The sequence below is a fragment of the Mycobacterium sp. WMMD1722 genome (assembly GCF_049315205.1).
GTDB lineage: Bacteria > Actinomycetota > Actinomycetes > Mycobacteriales > Mycobacteriaceae > Mycobacterium.
Genome location: NZ_CP186056.1, coordinates 1,585,521 through 1,603,930, shown reverse-complemented (window position 1 = coordinate 1,603,930; position 18,410 = coordinate 1,585,521). Strand labels below are relative to the sequence as shown.

General features: G+C 68.0%; 17 protein-coding genes. 7 read left to right on the top strand and 10 right to left on the bottom strand.

Annotation, left to right across the window (positions count from 1 at the left end; all coding sequences use genetic code 11):
- Nucleotides 1–5: 5 nt before the first annotated feature.
- From ACN27E_RS07430 to ACN27E_RS07420, 3 genes are read right to left on the bottom strand one after another with little or no spacing between them, the layout of a single operon-like run.
- A complete protein-coding gene (locus ACN27E_RS07430; protein ID WP_422747866.1) occupies nucleotides 6–896 on the bottom strand; it encodes a universal stress protein in 891 nt (296 codons plus the stop codon).
- 31 nt (nucleotides 897–927) lie between these two features.
- Nucleotides 928–1,971 carry a zinc-dependent alcohol dehydrogenase family protein gene (locus ACN27E_RS07425; protein WP_422747864.1) on the bottom strand — a complete coding sequence of 348 codons (1,044 nt, stop codon included), beginning with the start codon at nucleotides 1,969–1,971 and terminating at the stop codon, nucleotides 928–930.
- A gap of 25 nt (nucleotides 1,972–1,996) precedes the next feature.
- Nucleotides 1,997–3,487 (bottom strand): AAA family ATPase, encoded by a 1,491-nt coding sequence (locus ACN27E_RS07420; protein ID WP_422747862.1) that lies wholly within the window; start codon nucleotides 3,485–3,487, stop codon nucleotides 1,997–1,999.
- 179 nt (nucleotides 3,488–3,666) lie between these two features.
- Here ACN27E_RS07420 and ACN27E_RS07415 point away from each other — a divergent pair, with 179 nt between their 5' ends.
- The 4 genes from ACN27E_RS07415 (at nucleotide 3,667) to ACN27E_RS07400 (ending at nucleotide 8,118) form a co-directional block, all read left to right on the top strand.
- Nucleotides 3,667–4,647: an Acg family FMN-binding oxidoreductase gene (locus ACN27E_RS07415; RefSeq protein ID WP_422747860.1), complete on the top strand. Its 981-nt coding sequence runs from the start codon at nucleotides 3,667–3,669 to the stop codon at nucleotides 4,645–4,647.
- Nucleotides 4,648–4,723: 76 nt separating this feature from the next.
- Entirely contained in the window at nucleotides 4,724–5,593 is an 870-nt protein-coding gene (locus ACN27E_RS07410) for a universal stress protein (RefSeq protein ID WP_422747858.1), read from the top strand.
- Nucleotides 5,594–5,682: 89 nt separating this feature from the next.
- Nucleotides 5,683–6,333, top strand: coding sequence for a hypoxia response regulator transcription factor DosR/DevR (gene dosR / locus ACN27E_RS07405; protein ID WP_422747856.1), 651 nt, complete (start codon nucleotides 5,683–5,685; stop codon nucleotides 6,331–6,333).
- A 63-nt stretch (nucleotides 6,334–6,396) separates the two neighbouring features.
- Complete coding sequence (locus tag ACN27E_RS07400; protein ID WP_422747854.1) at nucleotides 6,397–8,118, top strand: GAF domain-containing sensor histidine kinase; 1,722 nt, start codon at nucleotides 6,397–6,399, stop codon at nucleotides 8,116–8,118.
- Between the two features lie 28 nt (nucleotides 8,119–8,146).
- Here ACN27E_RS07400 and ACN27E_RS07395 read toward each other — a convergent pair whose 3' ends face one another.
- Both ACN27E_RS07395 and ACN27E_RS07390 read right to left on the bottom strand, forming a co-directional pair.
- Complete coding sequence (locus ACN27E_RS07395) at nucleotides 8,147–9,037, bottom strand: universal stress protein (RefSeq protein ID WP_422747852.1); 891 nt, start codon at nucleotides 9,035–9,037, stop codon at nucleotides 8,147–8,149.
- A 71-nt stretch (nucleotides 9,038–9,108) separates the two neighbouring features.
- Entirely contained in the window at nucleotides 9,109–9,594 is a 486-nt protein-coding gene (locus ACN27E_RS07390) for a hypothetical protein (RefSeq protein WP_422747850.1), read from the bottom strand.
- A 320-nt stretch (nucleotides 9,595–9,914) separates the two neighbouring features.
- On the opposite strand from ACN27E_RS07390, the gene ACN27E_RS07385 reads away from it, so the two are divergent.
- The gene (locus tag ACN27E_RS07385; RefSeq protein ID WP_422747848.1) at nucleotides 9,915–10,724 is read left to right on the top strand and encodes a universal stress protein; all 810 of its coding nucleotides are present in this window, start codon (nucleotides 9,915–9,917) and stop codon (nucleotides 10,722–10,724) included.
- 21 nt (nucleotides 10,725–10,745) lie between these two features.
- On the opposite strand, the gene ACN27E_RS07380 is transcribed toward ACN27E_RS07385, so the two are convergent.
- Nucleotides 10,746–11,738 carry an Acg family FMN-binding oxidoreductase gene (locus ACN27E_RS07380; RefSeq protein WP_422747846.1) on the bottom strand — a complete coding sequence of 331 codons (993 nt, stop codon included), beginning with the start codon at nucleotides 11,736–11,738 and terminating at the stop codon, nucleotides 10,746–10,748.
- 238 nt (nucleotides 11,739–11,976) lie between these two features.
- Between ACN27E_RS07380 and ACN27E_RS07375 the strand changes: the two genes are divergently transcribed.
- The gene (locus ACN27E_RS07375) at nucleotides 11,977–14,622 is read left to right on the top strand and encodes a diguanylate cyclase domain-containing protein (RefSeq protein ID WP_422747844.1); all 2,646 of its coding nucleotides are present in this window, start codon (nucleotides 11,977–11,979) and stop codon (nucleotides 14,620–14,622) included.
- Here ACN27E_RS07375 and ACN27E_RS07370 read toward each other — a convergent pair.
- Nucleotides 14,609–15,622: an NADP-dependent oxidoreductase gene (locus ACN27E_RS07370; RefSeq protein WP_422747842.1), complete on the bottom strand. Its 1,014-nt coding sequence runs from the start codon at nucleotides 15,620–15,622 to the stop codon at nucleotides 14,609–14,611. The two genes, ACN27E_RS07375 and ACN27E_RS07370, sit on opposite strands and share 14 nt — an antisense overlap.
- A 150-nt stretch (nucleotides 15,623–15,772) precedes the next feature.
- On the opposite strand from ACN27E_RS07370, the gene ACN27E_RS07365 reads away from it, so the two are divergent.
- Entirely contained in the window at nucleotides 15,773–16,585 is an 813-nt protein-coding gene (locus ACN27E_RS07365; protein WP_422747839.1) for an SDR family NAD(P)-dependent oxidoreductase, read from the top strand.
- 17 nt (nucleotides 16,586–16,602) lie between these two features.
- On the opposite strand, the gene ACN27E_RS07360 is transcribed toward ACN27E_RS07365, so the two are convergent.
- From ACN27E_RS07360 to ACN27E_RS07350, 3 genes are all read right to left on the bottom strand, one after another.
- Nucleotides 16,603–17,472, bottom strand: coding sequence for an alpha/beta fold hydrolase (locus ACN27E_RS07360; RefSeq protein WP_422747838.1), 870 nt, complete (start codon nucleotides 17,470–17,472; stop codon nucleotides 16,603–16,605).
- 101 nt (nucleotides 17,473–17,573) lie between these two features.
- Entirely contained in the window at nucleotides 17,574–17,870 is a 297-nt protein-coding gene (locus ACN27E_RS07355; RefSeq protein ID WP_422747835.1) for a DUF3618 domain-containing protein, read from the bottom strand.
- Nucleotides 17,870–18,268, bottom strand: a complete 399-nt coding sequence (locus tag ACN27E_RS07350) for a phage holin family protein (RefSeq protein WP_422747833.1) — start codon at nucleotides 18,266–18,268, stop codon at nucleotides 17,870–17,872. The genes ACN27E_RS07355 and ACN27E_RS07350 overlap by 1 nt, the downstream gene beginning before the upstream one ends.
- Nucleotides 18,269–18,410: the final 142 nt, after the last annotated feature.

The following is an 18,410-nucleotide window of genomic DNA, read 5'->3' as shown; positions in this document are numbered from 1 at the left end:
CACGCTCACGTCATCGGCTCTGCATGACAGATCATCACCGGAACACTGCTGTGGTGCAGCAGGTTCAAACTCGTCGAGCCGATCAGTGCGGCGCTCAGCGCGTTGGACCGGTGGTTGCCGACCACCACCATCTGCGCACCGGAGAGGCGATCCAGTAGCGATCTGCTCGGTTTCGCGTCGTCGAGCAGCGTCGTGACCGCGACATCGGGGTACTTCGCGGTCCACGGCTCGAGAGCGTGGGTGAGCAGTGCCCACTCGGCGGCTTCGAGGGCGTCCCAGTCGATCAGGTACGGAATGGTCACCTCGTCTGCCGGCAATCGAGTCGACCACGAGTGCACCGCGACGAGCGGCGCGCCGAAATTGTGGGCGTACTCGAAGGCCGCCGCGAGCGCCGCCGTTCCGGCCGCCGTGCCGTCGACGCCGACGACGACCTGATCAGTGTTGGGCTGCACTGTGTTTCGCCAGGCCACCACGGGGCATACGGCGTGGCTGGCCACGTGCATCGTGGTCGAGCCCACCAGCAGTGCGGCGACCGGGTTGACGTCGTCACTGCTGACGACGACGAATTCCGCGTCACGGCTGAGTCGGACCAGAGCCTTGCCGGCGGGCTCCTCGACGATGTCGGCATCCACGGTCAGCCCCGGGAACTCTCCCGCGATCGTGTCCTTGGCCATTGTCACCGTCTTCTCCGCCGCCCCGCGCTGGTCCGCGGCCGCCGCTGCCCGGATGGCGATGACCGCCGCATCGGAGATGAAATGGCCGGCGGTGGCCGTCGAATGGACGAGCAACAGTGAGGTGTCGTATTCCTCGGCGACGGCGGCGGCCCAACGCGCAGCGGCGATGCTGCGCTCCGATCCGTCGATCCCGACGACGACCGGTGAGGTGGTGTTCGGCATGTGCTGTCCCTTCGGTGGTGGCGTCGATGCCTCAGGTGCGGGTGAGGAGGACCTTCAGCGCGCCGGTATCACCGGGCCGGCTGAAGACGTCGTAGGCCAGGTCGAACTCTTCGAGGCCGAAATGGTGGGTGATCATGGGCGAGGTGTCGAGCTGCCGGCCCGCCACCAAGCCGATCAACCTCGGAGTCGAGCGGGTGTCCACCAGACCCGTGGTGATGGTGAGATTCTTGATCCAGATGTCTTCCAGATGCAGAGTGGCGGATTTGCCATGTACCCCGATGTTGGCGACATGGCCGCCGGGGCGCACCAGCCGGACGCACTGCTCGAATGTCTCGGGGATGCCGACTGCCTCCATCGCCACATCGGCCCCCAGGTCGCCGGTCAATTCGTCGATGACCGCCCGCGCATCCTGGTTGGAGGCATTCACCACGACGTCCGCGCCGACGTTTTTCGCCGCCTCCAGCCGGCTGTCGGCAATGTCGATCACGACGACGTGGCTGGGACTGTAGAGCCTTGCGGTCAGAATCGCCGCCAGGCCGATGGGGCCGGCGCCGACGATGGCGACCACGTCGCCGGGCCGCACCGTCGCGTTGAGTACACCCACCTCGTAGGACGTCGGGAGGATGTCGGCCAGCATGACCATCTGCTCATCGGTGACGCCCGGGGGCACCCGGTGGGTGGAGTTGTCGGCGAACGGGACACGAACGTATTCGGCCTGGGTTCCGTCGATGAGGTGACCGAGGATCCAGCCCCCACCGCCCAGACACTGACCGTACTGCCCGTCCCGGCAGTACCGGCAACTGCCGCAGGCGCTGATGCAGGATACGAGGACCCGGTCCCCAACAGCGAGTTTCTGTACCGCCGAACCGATTTCGATGACAGTGCCCACCGCTTCGTGGCCGAGGATGCGGCCTGGTTGTACTTCGGGAACGTCCCCGTTGAGGATGTGCAGATCGGTGCCGCAGATCGTCACCGCATCGACACGGACGACGGCATCGGTGGCTTCTTCGATCACCGGATCAGGCACCTCCTCCCAGGACCGGCTTCCGGGGCCGTGATAAACCATCCCGTGCATGCTGTTCTCCTTCAGGGCAGTTGGATCAGATGGCCAGGCAGCAGATCTGCTGAGCCTCGGCCAGCGACTCGGCCAGCGGACGGCCGGTGTCCACGTGGTGGGCGTCCGGCCAAGGGGGCGTGGTGAGGTCGGCGGCGATCTGCGCAGTGGCGTCCGACGTCGTCGACGCCCGCTGTTGGATGCGTTGTTGCGCGGCCGCCAGCGTCGTCGTACACGCCAGCTCGACGTACGCCGCCGATGTGCGCTCGGCCGTCTCCCGCGCCGCCCTGCGGTGAGCGGGATCGCGCCAGGTCCCGTCCAGGATCACCGACTGGCCATGATCCAACAGGGTCTGAGCGCGGAGCAGCACGGTGTCGTAGACGAACTCGACGCTTTCGGGCGCATAGAGGCCGGCGTTCAGGGCGCCGGTTTCTCCGTCGAGGAGTCCGCGCGTCTGCAGCTCCCGGCGGACGACATCGGTCGAGATGACCTGAGCGCCGAGCGCTGTGCCGAGGCCGCCGGCCAGGGTGGTCTTGCCGGTGCCCGGCCCTCCGCCGACGAGCACGAGTCGGACCGTGGTGGCCCTGAGATGGTTGGCGGCCAGCTCCAGATGCCAGCGGGCGTCCGCAGCCGCAGTGCCGTGCCCCTGGCTCACCCGGATGCAATCGACCTTCGCGCGCACGACCGCGCGGTAGGCGATGTAGAAGTCGATCAGCGAGCGCGGAGCGGTGTCGCCGGCGCGCTCGCGGTAGGCGTCCAAGAAGAGGTCGGCAAGGTCTTTTCGACCCAGGTATTCGAGGTCCATGGCCAGGAAGGCGGCGTCGTCGATGGCGTCGACGAACCGGAGTCGATCGTCGAACTCCAGGCAGTCCAGCAAGACCGGACCGCCGGGCGTGCAGAAGATGTCGTCGGTCAGCAGGTCGCCGTGTCCGTCGACGATGCGGGAGTCGGCGATGCGGCCGGCGAACAGGGGCTCGCGACCGGCGAGGTAGCGGATGGCCAGACGGCGGATCTCGGTGACGGTCGTTTCCGGCAACACGGTGTCGGTGTAGTCGTCGAGGACGTCGAGGGTGTCGGTCCAGCGCCCGGTGACGGCGACCGCCGTGCCGCTCGCGTCGATGTCGGCCGACCGGGGGGACCTGGCATGGAAATCCGCCAGCAGGCCGGCGATCCCGATCAGGTGGCGATCCACGGATTCGCCGCGCAACACCATGTGTCGCAACCGATCGTGATCTGGGTAACGTCGCATCACGACCACCGGCTCGGCCGTGGTCCGGCCGGGCAGCTGGAGATGGCCGACACCGAGATAGCTCTCGGCCGCCAGGCGGCGGTTGAGCTCCACTTCACGCCGGCAGGCGCGTTCGCGGCGTTCGGTCGTGCTGAAGTCGAGGAAGTCGGTGAGCACCGGCTTCTTGATCTTGTACGCGCGGTCGCCGAGCAGGACCACCACACCGGTGTGTGTCTCGTGAGCCGCGGCGGCCATGTCGACGGCGGGCGAAGTCTCGTCGGCGGCGGGGGAGTCCTCGATCGTCGTCATAGGACGATCCTGGTCTCCTCAGGCCGACTGCCACAGCGGCCTTCTGCCCTCTGACCTGGTCAGAAGGTCCTCGCCACACAGGGCCGAAAGTCCTCCGTGCGGCGCGCGGTGACGAAGGACCCTTACGTCCCGACGGCCATCCTGTGACCCTGAGGCCAACGGTGACAGGAGGACCAGCCATGACCAGGACATGTCCGCAGATCGAGACGATCCAGGACGCCGTCGAGCTGGCGTGCCGGGCGCCGTCGGTGCACAACAGCCAGCCGTGGCGTTGGATCGCCGACAAGATCGGGCTGCAACTGTTTCTCGACGCCGATCGGGTGGTGCAGACCGACCGTTCGGGCCGCGAAGCGCTGTTGAGTTGCGGTGCGGTCCTGGATCACCTGCGGGTGGCCATGGCCGCCCGCGGCTGGATCGCCCACATCGACCGGTACCCCGATCCCTCCGATCACCGCCACCTGGCCAGCATCGACTTCTCGCCGATGACCTACGTCACCGACGGGCACCGTGCCCGGGCCGAGGCGATTCCCCGCCGGTACACCGACCGATTGCCGTTTGGGCCGCCGCCGGACTGGGAGTCGATGGAGGTGATGCTGCGAAGTGCGATCGACGAATCGGTGGCCATGGTCGATGTGGTCTCCGATCAGGACCGGCCGCAACTGGTGAAGGCAGCCAGACTCAACGAGTCGCTCCGCTTTTACGATTCCGAGTACCATGCCGAATTGAGTTGGTGGAGTAGGGCGTTCGCCGTTTCCGATGGAATTCCCCGCAGTGCCCTGCTGTCCGCTGGGGAGCAAGAGCGGGTCGACATCGGCCGCGTCTTCCCGGCCAACGGCGATCGCAGCGAGCGGCGGCCGAGCATTCCGGAGGACCGCGCGAAGATCCTGGTCATCTCCGCCCACTCCACCGCCGCGCGCGACATCCTCGGCTGCGGTGAGACGCTCTCCCAGCTCCTTCTCGAGGCGACGATGGCAGGAATGGCGACGGGCACGCTGAGCCACCTGACCGAGCTGCACACCATCGAACGACTTCTCGCGTCGGTGATCGGGCGTGACCATCCGCAGTTGGTGATCCGCGTGGGCCTGGTCCCATCGCTGGACGGCGTACCGCCCCCCACTCCGCGCCGCCGGATCGCCGACGTCCTGGAAATTCGGCAGTGATGCGGTGACTTCCGGCCCTAATGCCGTCACCGCACCACCCCTACCGTCGAGTCAACCGATAAGGACTGGGGACGCCATGAAGCACTCGTCACACCTACCGTCCCGGGCCGTCGTCGTCGGTGTGGACGGCTCCCGTTCGGCCGTCACGGCCGCCCTGTGGGCGGTCGACGAGGCGATCAGCCGGGACATCCCGCTTCGGCTGCTGTGCGCGATCGCGCCGCAGGACGACCCACCTCGGGTGCAGGACGCCGCGCGTGACCTCGCGACGGCCGAGATCGCGGTGCGGGAGGTGTTCATGGCGGTCGAGTCGCTGGAGCGACCGGTCAAGATCGAGGTCGAAATCGTCCAGGAGCGCCCCGATCGCGCGCTGATCCTGGCATCGCGCACGGCAGAGATGGTCTGCGTCGGCGCGTTGGGGCGCGATCACGCCGCGGGCCGGCGGGTGGGTTCGGTCGCGGCAACATTATCGAGGGCGGCACACTGCCCCGTCGCCATCATCCGTCAGCACGATCCGGTCGCGGCCCGAGGGTGCTCGGTGGTGGCCGAATTGGACCAATCGCCCGACAGCATCAGCGTTCTGGAGACGGCGTTGCAGGAGGCGCACCTGCGCGGCGCGCCGCTGCGGGTGCTGACCACCTGGCAGTCCCGGCCCGCCGAGAGATTCGACCCGCGCGCCGTGCGCGACAACGACAGGCTCAGCCGCGCACACCTGGAGAGGCGACTCGAGCGCTTCCGGCGGGCATATCCCGAGCTGGAGGTCACGGCGGTGGCTGAGCCCGGTGCGACCGCCGACTATCTCGCCAGGCACGTCGATTCGATCCAGCTGCTGGTGGTCGGGCAACAGCGCGGAGGTGGTCTCGCCGCGGTGGCCGGCCCGGCCGCTCAAGCTGCGCTTCACGACACGAACTGCTCGGTGTTGATCTGCGAACGGCGCAGCGCATTATGAGGGCCTCAGAGGTCATAATGTCCTCGCAGCGGCCGCGCTTCGCTACGCCAGAGCCGGTCGGCACGATCCCGAGAGGCGAGGAGTCGTCCATGGTCACGGTGTTCCTTGTCGATGATCACGAAGTGGTGCGCCGTGGTCTGATCGACTTGCTCAGCGCCGATCCGGAACTCGAGGTCATCGGTGAAGCCGGTTCGGTGTCCGAGGCGATGGCGCGCATTCCCGCGCTGCAACCGCAGGTCGCCGTGCTCGACGTCCGACTGCCCGACGGCAACGGCATCGAACTGTGCCGCGACCTGCTGTCCCGGCTGCCCGATCTGCGTTGCCTCATGCTGACCTCGTTCACCTCCGACGAGGCCATGCTCGATGCGATCCTGGCCGGTGCGAGCGGATACGTGGTCAAAGACATCAAAGGAATGGAACTGGCCAAGGCGATCAAAGAGGTCGGGGCCGGGCGTTCGCTACTGGACAATCGCGCCGCCGCGGCTCTGATGGCCAAACTGCGCGGCGCCGTCGAACGGTCCGATCCGCTGTCGGGTCTCAGCGAGCAGGAGCGGGTGCTCCTCGGTCTGCTGGGGGAGGGCCTGACCAACAAGCAGATCGCCGCCCGCATGTTCCTCGCCGAGAAGACGGTGAAGAACTATGTATCCCGGTTGCTGGCCAAACTGGGAATGGAGCGCCGCACCCAGGCCGCCGTGTTCGTCTCCAAACTCGACCGACGGCATCTGCCCGGCGAGAGCTGAAAAGCCGGTCGAGAGGTACCGGACTCTTCACCCGCGCCCATCGGTGGTGCCAGACTGGGTGCCATGACCGGGGTCGGGCCGGACGACGACCGAAACGTACGTCCCATTCGCGAAACGCTGTCACAGTTGCGGCTGCGCGAACTGCTGGCCGAAGTGCGCGACCGTGTCGAGGAGATCGTCGAGGGACGGGACCGCCTCGACGGTCTGGTGGACGCGATGCTGACCGTGACGTCGGGTCTCGATTTGGACGCGACGTTACGCACCATCGTGCGCACGGCGATCGAACTGATCGATGCGCGATACGGGGCGCTGGGCGTCCGCGGTCACGACCACGAACTCGCCGAGTTCATCTACGAAGGCATCGACCACCAGACGCGGGAACTGATCGGGCCGCTGCCGCAGGGCCGCGGTGTCCTGGGGGTCCTCATCGACGATCCGCAACCCATCCGGCTGGAGAACATCCTCGATCACCCGGCATCGGTGGGCTTCCCCGCCCATCATCCGCCGATGCGGACCTTTCTCGGCGTGCCCATCCGGATCCGTGACGAGGTCTTCGGCAACCTCTACCTGACCGAGAAGATTTCGGGTCAGCCGTTCAGCGAGGATGACGAGGTGCTGACCCAGGCGCTGGCCGCGGCCGCGGGTATCGCGATCGACAACGCCCGCCTGTTCGAGCAGTCCCGTATGCGTCAGGCGTGGATCGAGGCGACCCGCGACATCGCCACCGAACTCCTCGGCGGGGCCGACCCGGCCAGTGTCTACCGATTGCTGACCGAGGAGTCGCTCAAGCTGACCGACGCCGACGTGGCATTCGTCGCCGTGCCCGCCGATGGCGATGCGCCGGCCGGCGAGATCGACGAGCTGGTCATCGTCGAGGCCGCGGGGGATCTGCGCCGCGACGTGTGGGCGTCGGCGGCGGTGCCCATCGTGGGCAACGTGGTGGGAGGGGCCTTCGTCAGCCGGAAACCGTTGTCCTCGAGCAGGATCGATGTCCAGACGAGTGTGCTCGACGACGCCGGTCCGGCGCTCGTGCTGCCGATGCGGACCACCGAGGCGGTGGTCGGCGTCGTTGTCCTGCTACGGCGCACCGGCAGCCAGACGTTCACCGCGGAGCAGTTGGAGGCGATGGCGGCTTTTGTCGACCAAGCGGCGCTGGCCTGGCAGGCGGCGGTGGCGCAGCGTCGCATCCGCGAACTCGACGTGCTCAGCGATCGCGACCGCATCGCCAGGGATCTGCACGACCACGTGATCCAGCGGTTGTTCGCGGTCGGTCTGGCGCTCCAGGGCACCATTCCGCGCACCCGCGCGCCGGAAGCGCAACGTCGCCTGAGCGAATGCGTCGACGACCTCCAGAATGTCATCCAGGAGATCCGCACCGCGATCTTCGATCTGCAAGGTGGCGCCGTGGGCAGTACCCGGTTGCGCCAGCGTCTCGACGAGGCGATCGCCTTCTTCGCCGGCGCCGATCTGCGGACGACCGTTCAATATGTCGGGCCGCTGTCGGTGGTAGACGCCGAGCTCGCCGACCACGCCGAAGCCGTTGTCTCCGAAGCGGTCAGCAATGCGGTACGTCATGCCCACGCGACGGAGCTGACGGTGCTGGTGAAGGTGGACGACAACCTGAGCATCGAAATCGCCGACAACGGAATCGGCATCCCCGACAACCTCACCGAGAGCGGTCTGGCCAACCTGCGGCATCGCGCCGAAGAGTCCGGCGGGGAACTCACGGTGGCCGCCAACGACGGCGGCGGAACATGTCTGCGCTGGACGGCCCCCCTGCCCTGACCGCCGCAGTCCACCGCCCGGCGGCGCCTCAGGCCTGTCGGGCGACGATCACCGGCATCCGAGCCGATTGCACGACCGCGGAACTGACCGAACCGAGCAGCATCCCGGCGAACCCACCCCAACCGTGACTGCCCACCACCGTGAGCTGGGCGCTCTCGGATTGTTTCAGTAGTTGGTGGGCGGGGTGATCGTGGACCGCCAGCCGCCGCACCGACACGTCGGGATATTGCTCCTGCCATCCCGCCAGCCGTTCGGCGAGCACCTCGGCCGCGGGCGCCGTGACGGCGGCCCCGGCATCGTCAGGTGAGGAGTAGTACGTCGGATTGCTCCACGCGTGCACCGCCACCAACTCCACCCCACGACGAGACGCCTCATCGAATGCGATGGCCACGGCCTGCTCGGATGTCGGCGATCCGTCGACGCCGACGACCACCGGAGCCTCGCTGGGATGGGGCATCAACGGATCCTCGTCGTGAATGACCGCGACCGGGCAGTGCGCGTGGTGAACCACCCCTGCACTGACCGAGCCTAGGAGCGCGCGCCCCACCTTGCCCAGGCCCCGGCTACCCACGACGACCAGGCGCGCCTCCTTGGACAGATCCACCAGGGTCGACACGGCGTTGCCCTCGACCATGCGTGAGCTGATGGAGACGGGCTGTGCACCCGCCGCAGCGTCCTCGGCGACCTTCACGGCATTGTCGAGTATCGCCCTACCGTCTCGCTCGGCGGCCTGCCAGAACTCGGGCGGAATCGGTATGTCCAACCACATCCGAGCATCAGCGCTCGGTAACGCGTACACCAGCGTCAGCGGTACCCGGTGCAGAGCTGCTTCGCGGGCCGCCCAATCGACGGCGACCTTTGCCGCCGGTGACCCGTCGACGCCTACCACGACGCCCTGATGCGTTGCCGTCGAGTCCATTTCGTCTCCTTAACCTGTTGAGAAATCCCCGTTAGGTCGCCGGATTCGCCGGCGTCGAGGGCCAATGGTCATCAGTGCGCAGGCCAACGGCCCCGCGCCTGGGCCAGCTCGTTGTCCCACTGTCTGAATCGGGTGCGGTCGGAGAAGCGGTGAACCAGGTACATGATCAGCAGGGCGGTATTCAGAACGGCCAGCCAGCTCAGCACCGCCACGCCCGTGGCCACCTTGGCCGCATCCGATGGCGATTGTGGTGCCGGCATCGGCTTTCCGTCCGCATTCACCCAGATGGTGATTTCCTCGCCGGCGCTGACGCGGCGCGAGGAAGGGAACACGGCCGTGTGAACGCTGCCGGCGGCGGTCCACCGCGCCGACACCGCGTGGGTCGTCGCATCCGGGTAGGTGGGCATGGTGCTGTCCTTGACGGCCACGGCCGTGATGGGATGGCGGTCCTGGGATTGCCGCGCGTACTGCTCGGACTTCTGGTCGTACACCGTGGTGCCGATCGCCCCCGCGACAGCGACGAAAGACACCACCACAGCCGTCAGGGTGATCGCCACCAACGACTCGAAGCGATCGATGGCTCGGATGAGCGGATTGCGACTCCACAGCCGAGTCAGTCGGTTGGTGCCGACAGTGACCGCCGTCTCGGACATGAGAGCCTCCTGAGGTCGACGCCGTGCGGCGATAACCAGGGTGCCGCGCGGTAACGACCGGGGCGAAGGGCCAGATGTCCCTTGGCCGGGGGTCATTGGTAGTGAACGGCGGTTTCGGTGTTCTTCGGTGACTTTGGTCCCTTCGACTGGGGGACAACGTATCCGTGGTGCAACGGTCCGGATCCGTATGGTCGGTCTGCGCGACGCCGAGGAGAGGATCGACCATGACGACCGATCGTGGTGCGGCTGTGGTGGTCGGTGTGGACGGATCGGATGCGGCCCTAGCTGCCGTTCGCGGGGCGTCGGAGGAAGCGGTGGCCCGCGGTGTCCCGCTGCGCCTGGTGCATGCAACGGGGCGGACGCAAACCACGTCGCAGTCAGTGACGGAAGGTCGGCCGGAACTGGGGTATGCGGAGGCCGTACTGCACGCCGCCGCCAGCGTGGTCGACTCCCGGGCCGGCTCGCTCGTCCAGACCGAGATTCTATGGGGCGCAGCCGTTGACGAGCTGGTCGCGGAGTCGACCCACGCCGCGCTGCTGGCGGTCGGCAGCCTCGGAATGGGGAGGATCGCGCGAACCATCCTCGGTTCCACCGCCGCTGCGGTCGCCGGTGCAGCGGCGTGCACCGTCGCCATAATCCGCCCCGATGCCTACGGCGTAGCCCCCGCCGGCTGGCTGACGGTCGTCTTCGACGAGTCCCCGGACAATGACAAGGTCGTGACAGCCGCGATGCAGGAGGCCCGACTGCGCGGTAATCGGGTATTCGCGGTCGCTGCGCGTCGAGATGGACCGGAGTTGAGCTATGACGCATTGGACCGCCGGGTCGCCGAGCTGACCACGCGGTTCCCGGACGTTCGGGTTGCGCTGGTGGCCACCTCGAACGGGATCGCCCGCTTCGTCGCGGAGAACTGGCACGAAGGCATCTGCATGGTGGTCATCGGCGACACCGATGCCGACGCGATCCCCCGACTGGTGGGGCCGTGCGGCGACGGACATGTCAGGCATGCGGGCTGCTCGGTGCTGCTCGTGCGCTGAGCCGACCAGCTGGATGAACCGTTACTCGAAGGGTGATCCGTCCAGCCAGGTCGCCACCTCGGCCAACGGACGCCGCGGTGTCGAGGGCAGCGGATCGGCGTTGACCGGCGCCCAGCCGAGTCGAAGCAGCATCTGCGGGAAGGCTGCGCTTCCGAACGCATCCTGCCGGAGCGCGTCGCGGGTGCTGCTGATCTCCAGCGGCTCGGTCACCGGACAACTAGCCAGCCCCAGCGCCGTGGCCGTCAGCATCACCAGACTGCTGGCCTCTCCGGCGCGCAGCCGTGCCACCGTGTCGTCAGTGGCGGTACCCAGGGCGAGCAGGATGGCGTTGTCGTCGACCGGATCGGTGCCGGCCGGTTGCTCCATCGCCGCCCCGGGGAACATGCGGCCCGGGATCGATGCGTCGGCGACCGAGACGGGAATGTTGCGTGCCGGAACGCCCGCCGTCGAGGCGTGTCGTCCGCTCCACATCGACAACTCGCGTAGATAGTCGTCGTCCGACACATGTTCCCAGACCGATTGCGCCACAATGTCCCTGAAGTGTGCCGTGGCGTCGATCCGGCGCAGGGTCACCCCGGCCCGGGCCGCGCGGGCCCCCATCAGGGCCACGTCGCCCACCGCGACCGGCCATGCGTTGAAGTGGCGCCGGTCGGTGCGCCGCCGCGGAATCGCCGCGGCGAGGCTGATATCGGTGTGATCGGGCGTCTGCCGGTGCAACTCCAGCGACGCCAGATGCAGCGGGTCGCCCGGGTTGGGCAGCCGGTGGATCACCGAGCGCCAGCCAAGGGCTGCGAGGGCGATCGTGCAATGGTTCAGCGCGGCACCACAACTGACCACCAATTCCCGCGCGTCAGGGTCGGTGTGTTCGAGGTGCAGTGATGGCTCGGCATAGAGATGCAGGCTTTGTTCTCCGACCCGCCATCGCCATGGCTGCGAATTGTGCACCGACGGAGCGCGGACAGCCAGAGACAGCGCGGCCCGTAGGGTCGGAACGTCGGGTCCGTGTGCCGTCATGTCGACGCCTCCCGCGCCAGGAATGACGCGAGCCTCGGCGGCGTGGACGAGCTGGTCATGTCATCTCCTGGTTTCAGGTGGTCGGCAGCTCATCCGAGTCCACCGCATCGCGCCCAGGGCGGCTAGGGACCATCGGCCCTCGTGTGGCGGCGAAAGCCACTGCGACAGTGAGATCAGGCCGGCCCGATCGCGTCTGCACGATCCGGCCCGCAGAGCAGAACGCGGCCGCATGCTGATCGTGACGGTTGCTCGGAAGCGGGGTTCGATGGCTCGATGTCTGCGCTCGACGGCGTACCTGGTGGCCATGCCGCTGGCCTTCGGGCTGGCGGTGCTGGCCGGACGTGCCACCAGGCTGGCTGGTGGCGAAGTCGCCCTGGTGTGGCCTGCAGCTGCGGTGGCGGTCATCTGGCTCCTCGCGATCCGATCGTGCGGACGCCGCGAACGGGCGCTCCACGTCGGCCTGCTCGGCCTGACGACCGTGGCGATGAACATCGTGACCGGCGCTTCGTTGGCGCTGAGCCTGTGGTTCGTGCTGGTCAACGTGTCCCTTGCCGTGGTGACGGTCGGGGTTCTGACCTATCGGCGGTCCGAGGTCGCACTCCGCGATCCCGCGGATCTGGGGCGCCTGCTCGTCGCGCTGACCGCCGGCACCTGTTCGGCGGCCCTGGTCGCGACGGCGTTCCTGGCGCCCGTGACCGGCGCCCCGGTGGGGGAGACGTTCGCGCTCTTCGCCGTCCGTAATGGCGCGTCCGCACTGCTGGGTGTGGCCATCTGGTTGCGGTTGCGCGACGTCACGTGGTCGCGCCCCCGCTGGTCACCGGCCGAGCTCGGCGAGGCGCTGCTGTACGGGATCGGCGTCGGTTTCGTGTTCGTCTGGGTCTTCTGGTGGAACACCGGTCTGCCGATGGCCTTCCTGCCAATGGTTCCCGCGATCCTGTTGGCCCTGCGGTACAGCACCACGGTCAGCACACTCTTCCTGGCCGCTGCCGGTGTCTGGATCGTCGTGGCCACCCTGCTGGACCGGGGTGTCTTCATCGTCGCGGAGATGCAGACGCGGGCATTGCTGGCCCAGGCCATGGTGTGCAGTTTGACGGTGGTGGTTCTGACCCTGGCTCTCTACCGCGACTCCCGCGCTCGGCTGATCGGCGAACTGCGAAGGGCGCGCGACCGGGCGGACCGGGATTCGGAGCTGTTGGCAGCCGTACTCGACAGCATCCACGACAGTGTGATCCTGGTCGATCCCGCCGGCGATGTCGTTCTGCAGAACGCGCGGGCCGCCGACACCGATCTGGTGAACGCTGTCGTCTCGGCGGCGCTGATCGATCAGCCCGGCGCTGAGCCGGTACGGGCGATGTCCCGCGACGTCGAGGTGGCCACGGACACATCGCGCGTCGTCGAGCTGACCGTGGCCCCGCTGGCGCGGGAAGCGCTGTTCAGGGTCATGGCTTTCCGCGATGTGACGCATGAACGCAGGAGTGCTCAGCAGCTGCGGGAGGCGCGCGATCTGTTCGCGGGAGTGCTGCAGGCCGCGTCCGAGCAGGCCATCATCGGCACCGACCCGGGCGGGCGCATCACCGTGTTCAACAACGGGGCGGAACGGCTGCTGGGTTGGACGGAATCCGAGATGATCGGTGCCGCGGCGATGGACTTCCATCTCCCCGCGGAGGTGGCGGCGAGAGCCAAGGCATTGTCCGTGCCCGCGGGGTTCGACGTTCTGGTGCACAATGTCCGGCCGGCGCGCGCCGAGGTGCGTCAGTGGACATACGTGCGGCGCAACGGAACCCACGCGACTGTCAGCCTGGCGGTGTCGCAGATGACCGCCCCCGACGGCAGCTGTGCGGGATATATCTGCGTCGCGACCGACATCACCGATCAGAAGGCCGCCGAGCAGGCGCTGGCCGAAAGCGAGGAGCGATTCCGGCTCGCCTTCGATACGGCGCCGATGGGGATGTTCATGTTCGAGGCTGCGCCACGCCGGGCGGCGCACATCACGCGCTGCAATCACGCCATGGCCGACATCCTCGGATGTACGACAGCCGAGGTGCTGGGCATGACGGTGACCCAGCTGGTCGAGCACGGAATCGGACCGGACTCCTCGGGTCTGCAGAAGCTGCTCCTGCTGGAGGCCGGACAGTCTTTCGAGGGCGAGACGCAGTTCCGACGCGCCGACGGGACAACCGTGTGGGGCGCGGTGTCCGCGTCGGTGGTGTCGCCCGGAGGCTCACGCCCGTACGGGATCTGCCTGGTCGAAGACATCACCAGCCGTAAACGTGCCGAGGCCGAACTGCAGTACCTGGCCCTGCACGATCCGCTGACCGGGCTGGCCAACCGCGCGTTGCTGCTCGATCGTGCCCGCCGGGCCCTTTCCGAGGTCGCGGCCGGGCAGGGCGCCGGTGACGTCGGATTGATCTTCCTCGACCTGGACGGGTTCAAGGCGGTGAACGACACCTGGGGTCACGCTCAGGGCGATCATGTCCTCGAGGAGGTCGCCCGGCGGATCGAAGCTCTGGTCCGCGACCGGGACACCGTCGCGCGGCTGGGTGGCGACGAATTCGCGGTGCTGTGCCCCGGCATCTCCAGCGTCGACCAACTGCGGGGCGTCGCCGAGCGCATCCGCGCCGACGTGCGAGGGCCCGTCGCGCTGGCCACCGGAGACGTCTACGACGGGCTCTCGGTCAGTGCCGGTGTGGTGACGTCGCGTCCGGGTTGGACCGCAGAGACGCTGCTGCAGCGCGGCGATGCGCTGATGTATGACGCCAAGCGCGCGGGTAAGGATTCCGTGACGATCGACGAGCTGGGCAGCGGTGACCGGGTGACCGGCGATGCCCCGGCGCGAGCGCGCGACGGTGGGCGGGACCACGGGCAGAGTCCTACTCCACGGTGAGGACGATCTTGCCCTGGATATGTCCCCGTTCGGCCCGTTCGTGAGCAGACCGGGCGTCCTGGAGCGGCGCCGTGCTGTCGATCACCACCCGCACCGTCCGGTCGTCGAGCAGGGCCGCCAATTCCCCGAGCTGCCGACCGTTGGATCGCACCTGGGTCATCGACACCGTCACGCCCAGTTCGGCGGCAACCGGTGCTTCGGAGAAGCCGGGGAAAACCGGGAACAGCGCTCCGCCCCGCTTGAGGGTCCGCAGAAAGCGGCCGGTGGTGGGGCCACCCACGGTGTCGAGGACGAGATCGGCATCGCGCACCAGGTCCTCGGGCCGGCGCTTCGTGTAGTCGATGACCTCAGCGGCACCCAATTCGCGCAACAGCGCTTCGTGCCTACCGGATGCGACCGCGATGACGCGTGCGCCCCGCGCCGCGGCCAGTTGCACGGCGATATGCCCCACTCCACCGCCGGCGCCGTTCACCACAACGGTGCTGCCCTCCAGTGGTACGGGCCGATGTGCCTGCTGTTGAAAGGGATTGGCTTCTTCGTGACCGACGTCGATGAGGAACTGCCATGCGGTCAGCCCGGACATCGGGGTCGCCGCGGCATGCACATGATCGATGCCGCGGGGCTTGTGCGCCACATCAGATGCGGGCGCGGCGACATACTGGGCGTAGGCGGCACTGTCGCCGAAGCTCGGGAACCGCAGCATGCCGAAGACCTCGTCGCCGGCCGCGAAGCCCACCACGTCATCGGCCACGGCCGCCACGACGCCCGACACGTCCGATCCCGGGATCGCGGGCAGCGAGATCAACGGCTTCACCTCAGCCGGCAACTGCTGACCTTCGTAGCCGTCCCTCAGATACCAGTCGGGTGGGTTGAGCCCGACGGCGTGCACGCGTACCAGGACCTCGCCGCGCCGCAGCTGGGGGACCGGCACCGCCTCGTAACGCAGCACCTCCGGGCCGCCGAACTCATGCAGTCGAACGGCCATCATCTCGGTCGGCATCGGCAGCTTCCCTTCTCCGGTGCGTCGGCGGCTGTTCGCCGATCGCGGCTGTCGCCGACTCAACGCAACTTGGCGGGGCTTTAAGATGTTCCCCTCTTGCGCCGAGCTGGCCTGAGTCGGCGCCGGGCGTGACGTGACGAGAGGTGTGCGATGACGACTTCGGACGAGCCGCCGGTGGCTGTCGTGACCGGAGCCAGCCGCGGGGCCGGCCTGGGAATCGCTCGAGCGCTGCGGATGTCGGGTTGGCGGGTCTATCGCACCGGCCGTTCGGTCACCGACATCGGTGACGGCTCCATCGCGGTGCCGCTGGACCACACCGACGATGTGGCGGTGGCGGAATTCTTCACCCGCGTCGAACAGGACAGCGGCCGACTGGACCTGCTGGTCAACAACGCCGCCGCCGTCCATGAAGCGCTGTCGAGACCAAAACCATTCTGGGAGAAGCCGATTGCACTGGCTGACATCCTCGACGTGGGACTGCGGTCGGCCTATGTCGCCACGTACTTCGCTGCGCCACTACTGCTGTCGAGTGCGCGCAGCCTCGTGGTCTTCACATCGTCACCGGGCTCGGTCTGCTACATGCACGGTCCGGCCTACGGTGCCCAGAAAGCCGGTATCGACAAGATGGCCGCGGATATGGCCGTCGACTTCCGGGATTCGACCGTGCGGACGGCGGCGATCTGGATGGGCATTCTGCTGACCGAGAAACTTCGCCGCGCTTTCGACGCGGATCCGGCCGGCCTGCAGGCGTTCTCCGAACACGCCGAGACGCCCGAGCTGACCGGACACGTCATCGACGCCTTGTTCGCCGATCCGCATCTCGACGAGCTGAGCGGCCACACGCTCATCACGGCCGAACTCGCCCGGCGCTACCGGATCACCGACGAGGGCGGCCGGACGCCGCCGTCCCATCGCGACACGCTGGGGGCACCCCGAGTGCCCAGCGATGTCGTGGTGCGCTGAGGCGCGTCGCTCGTGTCCTAGCCGGCACGGCTGAGGAACGACAACACCGTCGCCTCGAAGGCGGTCTTCGCCTCGATCATCGCCCAGTGTCCGCACTTCGGGAACACGTGCAGCTCGGCATCGGGGATGGTGCGCATGGGAAGGAGCGCCATGTCCAGGGGGCTGACCCGGTCGTCGCGGCCCCAGGTCAACAGGGTCGGTGCGGCCACCCGGTGCATCTGTGCCCAGGGCATCGGTGCGTCGGAACTGCGCATGAACGCCATCATCTGGGCGAACGCGGCCTTGCCGTACATCCGGCGGGCGGCGGCCAGGGTCTGCGGATCGGTGGCCAACCGCCAACGCTCCTCGATCAGCTCCTCGGTCACCAGCGCCGGGTCGTACACCATTGACTGCAACCAGTCGACCAGCCGCTGCCGGGTCGGGTCCTCGGTGAACTCCTGTAGCAATCGGATGCCTTCACTGGGGCCCGGGCTGAAGATGTTCGTGCCGATACCCCCGATCGTCACCAGGCGCCGCAGGCGCTGCGGGTGGTGGATGGCGAACGTGATGCCGACGCCGCCGCCCATGGAGTTGCCCACGATGTCGACGCGCTCGACACCGAGTGCGTCCAGGAACGGCGGGACCACGCCCTGCGCGGTGACCATGGGATGACCACCCTGGTCCTCGGTCACGCCGAATCCGGGGAATTCGAGAACCAGGCAACGGAAGTGCGCGCGGAAGGCGGGCAGGACGCCCCGGAAGTTCCGCCAACCGGTGACCCCCGGTCCGGATCCATGCAAGAACAGCAGCGGGGGACGGTCGCCACCGGTGTCGTAGTAGCGCAGCGTGCCGGCCGGCGTCGTCACGTCCTGCAGGGCGTCCTCGCGGACAAAATCACCGTCGGTCATCGGTCAAGCCTGTCACCCGTTGCCGGGCCCGCACCGAACCGGTGCCGGTCAGTTGCCGGGCACGGGGTCGAACACCCCGCCCGGCACCGGCGGCGGTGTCCTCACCGGCGGCGGCGGCGCCAGATCACCACACCGGCGACGACAGCGAGGATCGCCGCGACCGCGGCCGCGGGGATCGCCGGCTGCTGGCGGGCGGTCTGCTGCGCGGTGTGCGCGGTGTCGGAGACGCGCTGTTTGGTCTCGTCGACCTTGTCGTGCGCGCGCTGTTTGACGTCGAGCTTGGCCTGCAGCGCCTCGACGGTGTCGCCGAGCTCCTGACGGGTGGCTTCGATGTCAGCCTCGATGTCGTCCTTGCCGGCGTCGGGTCCGGGCTCAGGACGAGGTTCCGGTGCGGTCATCAGGTGCGGTCCTTGATCTCTTGGAGGTCGGCCTTGACGGTCTGCGCGGTCCGGGGTGCCGTCGGCGTGACCTCCTCGACCTGCTTCTTACTCACCAGAGCGGCGACGCCGGCGACGACGAACAACACGGCCGCCACGATCAGCGCGGCCGCCCACACCGGCAGAATCAGCGACAACGCCGCGACCGCGGCCGCGATCACGGTGACCAGGCCGAGAAACGCGAACAGTCCCGCGACACTCAGCAGCCCCGCCCCGATACCCGCGTGTCTGGCGGACTCCTGGAACTCTTTCTGCGCCAAGCGCAGTTCGTCGCGCACCAGACGCGACGTCTGCGCCGACAGCTGACCCATCAACTCACCGACCGACGCATCGGTCGTCGGTTTCGATTCAAGACTCATCACTACCAACCCCTGCGTTGCCGTTACGGGCTTTGTGGTGCCCCCGAGTAGGGGGTGTGAAACACCGTCGGCCACGGGGCAGGCTCTCGAGAGTGCAGTCATCGCGCCGAGTGTGAACTCACGGTGGCTGCGGGGCCCCGAT

Bases quoted from the DNA above. Each gene is read 5' to 3' on its own strand.
- dosR (WP_422747856.1), top strand. From the start codon at position 5,683: ATGGTCACGGTGTTCCTTGTCGATGATCACGAAGTGGTGCGCCGTGGT.
- ACN27E_RS07370 (WP_422747842.1), bottom strand. From the start codon at position 15,622: ATGCCGACCGAGATGATGGCCGTTCGACTGCATGAGTTCGGCGGCCCG.
- ACN27E_RS07425 (WP_422747864.1), bottom strand. From the start codon at position 1,971: ATGCACGGGATGGTTTATCACGGCCCCGGAAGCCGGTCCTGGGAGGAG.
- ACN27E_RS07365 (WP_422747839.1), top strand. From the start codon at position 15,773: ATGACGACTTCGGACGAGCCGCCGGTGGCTGTCGTGACCGGAGCCAGC.
- ACN27E_RS07385 (WP_422747848.1), top strand. From the start codon at position 9,915: ATGACGACCGATCGTGGTGCGGCTGTGGTGGTCGGTGTGGACGGATCG.
- ACN27E_RS07420 (WP_422747862.1), bottom strand. From the start codon at position 3,487: ATGACGACGATCGAGGACTCCCCCGCCGCCGACGAGACTTCGCCCGCC.
- ACN27E_RS07355 (WP_422747835.1), bottom strand. From the start codon at position 17,870: ATGACCGCACCGGAACCTCGTCCTGAGCCCGGACCCGACGCCGGCAAG.
- ACN27E_RS07400 (WP_422747854.1), top strand. From the start codon at position 6,397: ATGACCGGGGTCGGGCCGGACGACGACCGAAACGTACGTCCCATTCGC.
- ACN27E_RS07350 (WP_422747833.1), bottom strand. From the start codon at position 18,268: ATGAGTCTTGAATCGAAACCGACGACCGATGCGTCGGTCGGTGAGTTG.
- ACN27E_RS07430 (WP_422747866.1), bottom strand. From the start codon at position 896: ATGCCGAACACCACCTCACCGGTCGTCGTCGGGATCGACGGATCGGAG.
- ACN27E_RS07415 (WP_422747860.1), top strand. From the start codon at position 3,667: ATGACCAGGACATGTCCGCAGATCGAGACGATCCAGGACGCCGTCGAG.
- ACN27E_RS07395 (WP_422747852.1), bottom strand. From the start codon at position 9,037: ATGGACTCGACGGCAACGCATCAGGGCGTCGTGGTAGGCGTCGACGGG.
- ACN27E_RS07360 (WP_422747838.1), bottom strand. From the start codon at position 17,472: ATGACCGACGGTGATTTTGTCCGCGAGGACGCCCTGCAGGACGTGACG.
- ACN27E_RS07380 (WP_422747846.1), bottom strand. From the start codon at position 11,738: ATGACGGCACACGGACCCGACGTTCCGACCCTACGGGCCGCGCTGTCT.
- ACN27E_RS07410 (WP_422747858.1), top strand. From the start codon at position 4,724: ATGAAGCACTCGTCACACCTACCGTCCCGGGCCGTCGTCGTCGGTGTG.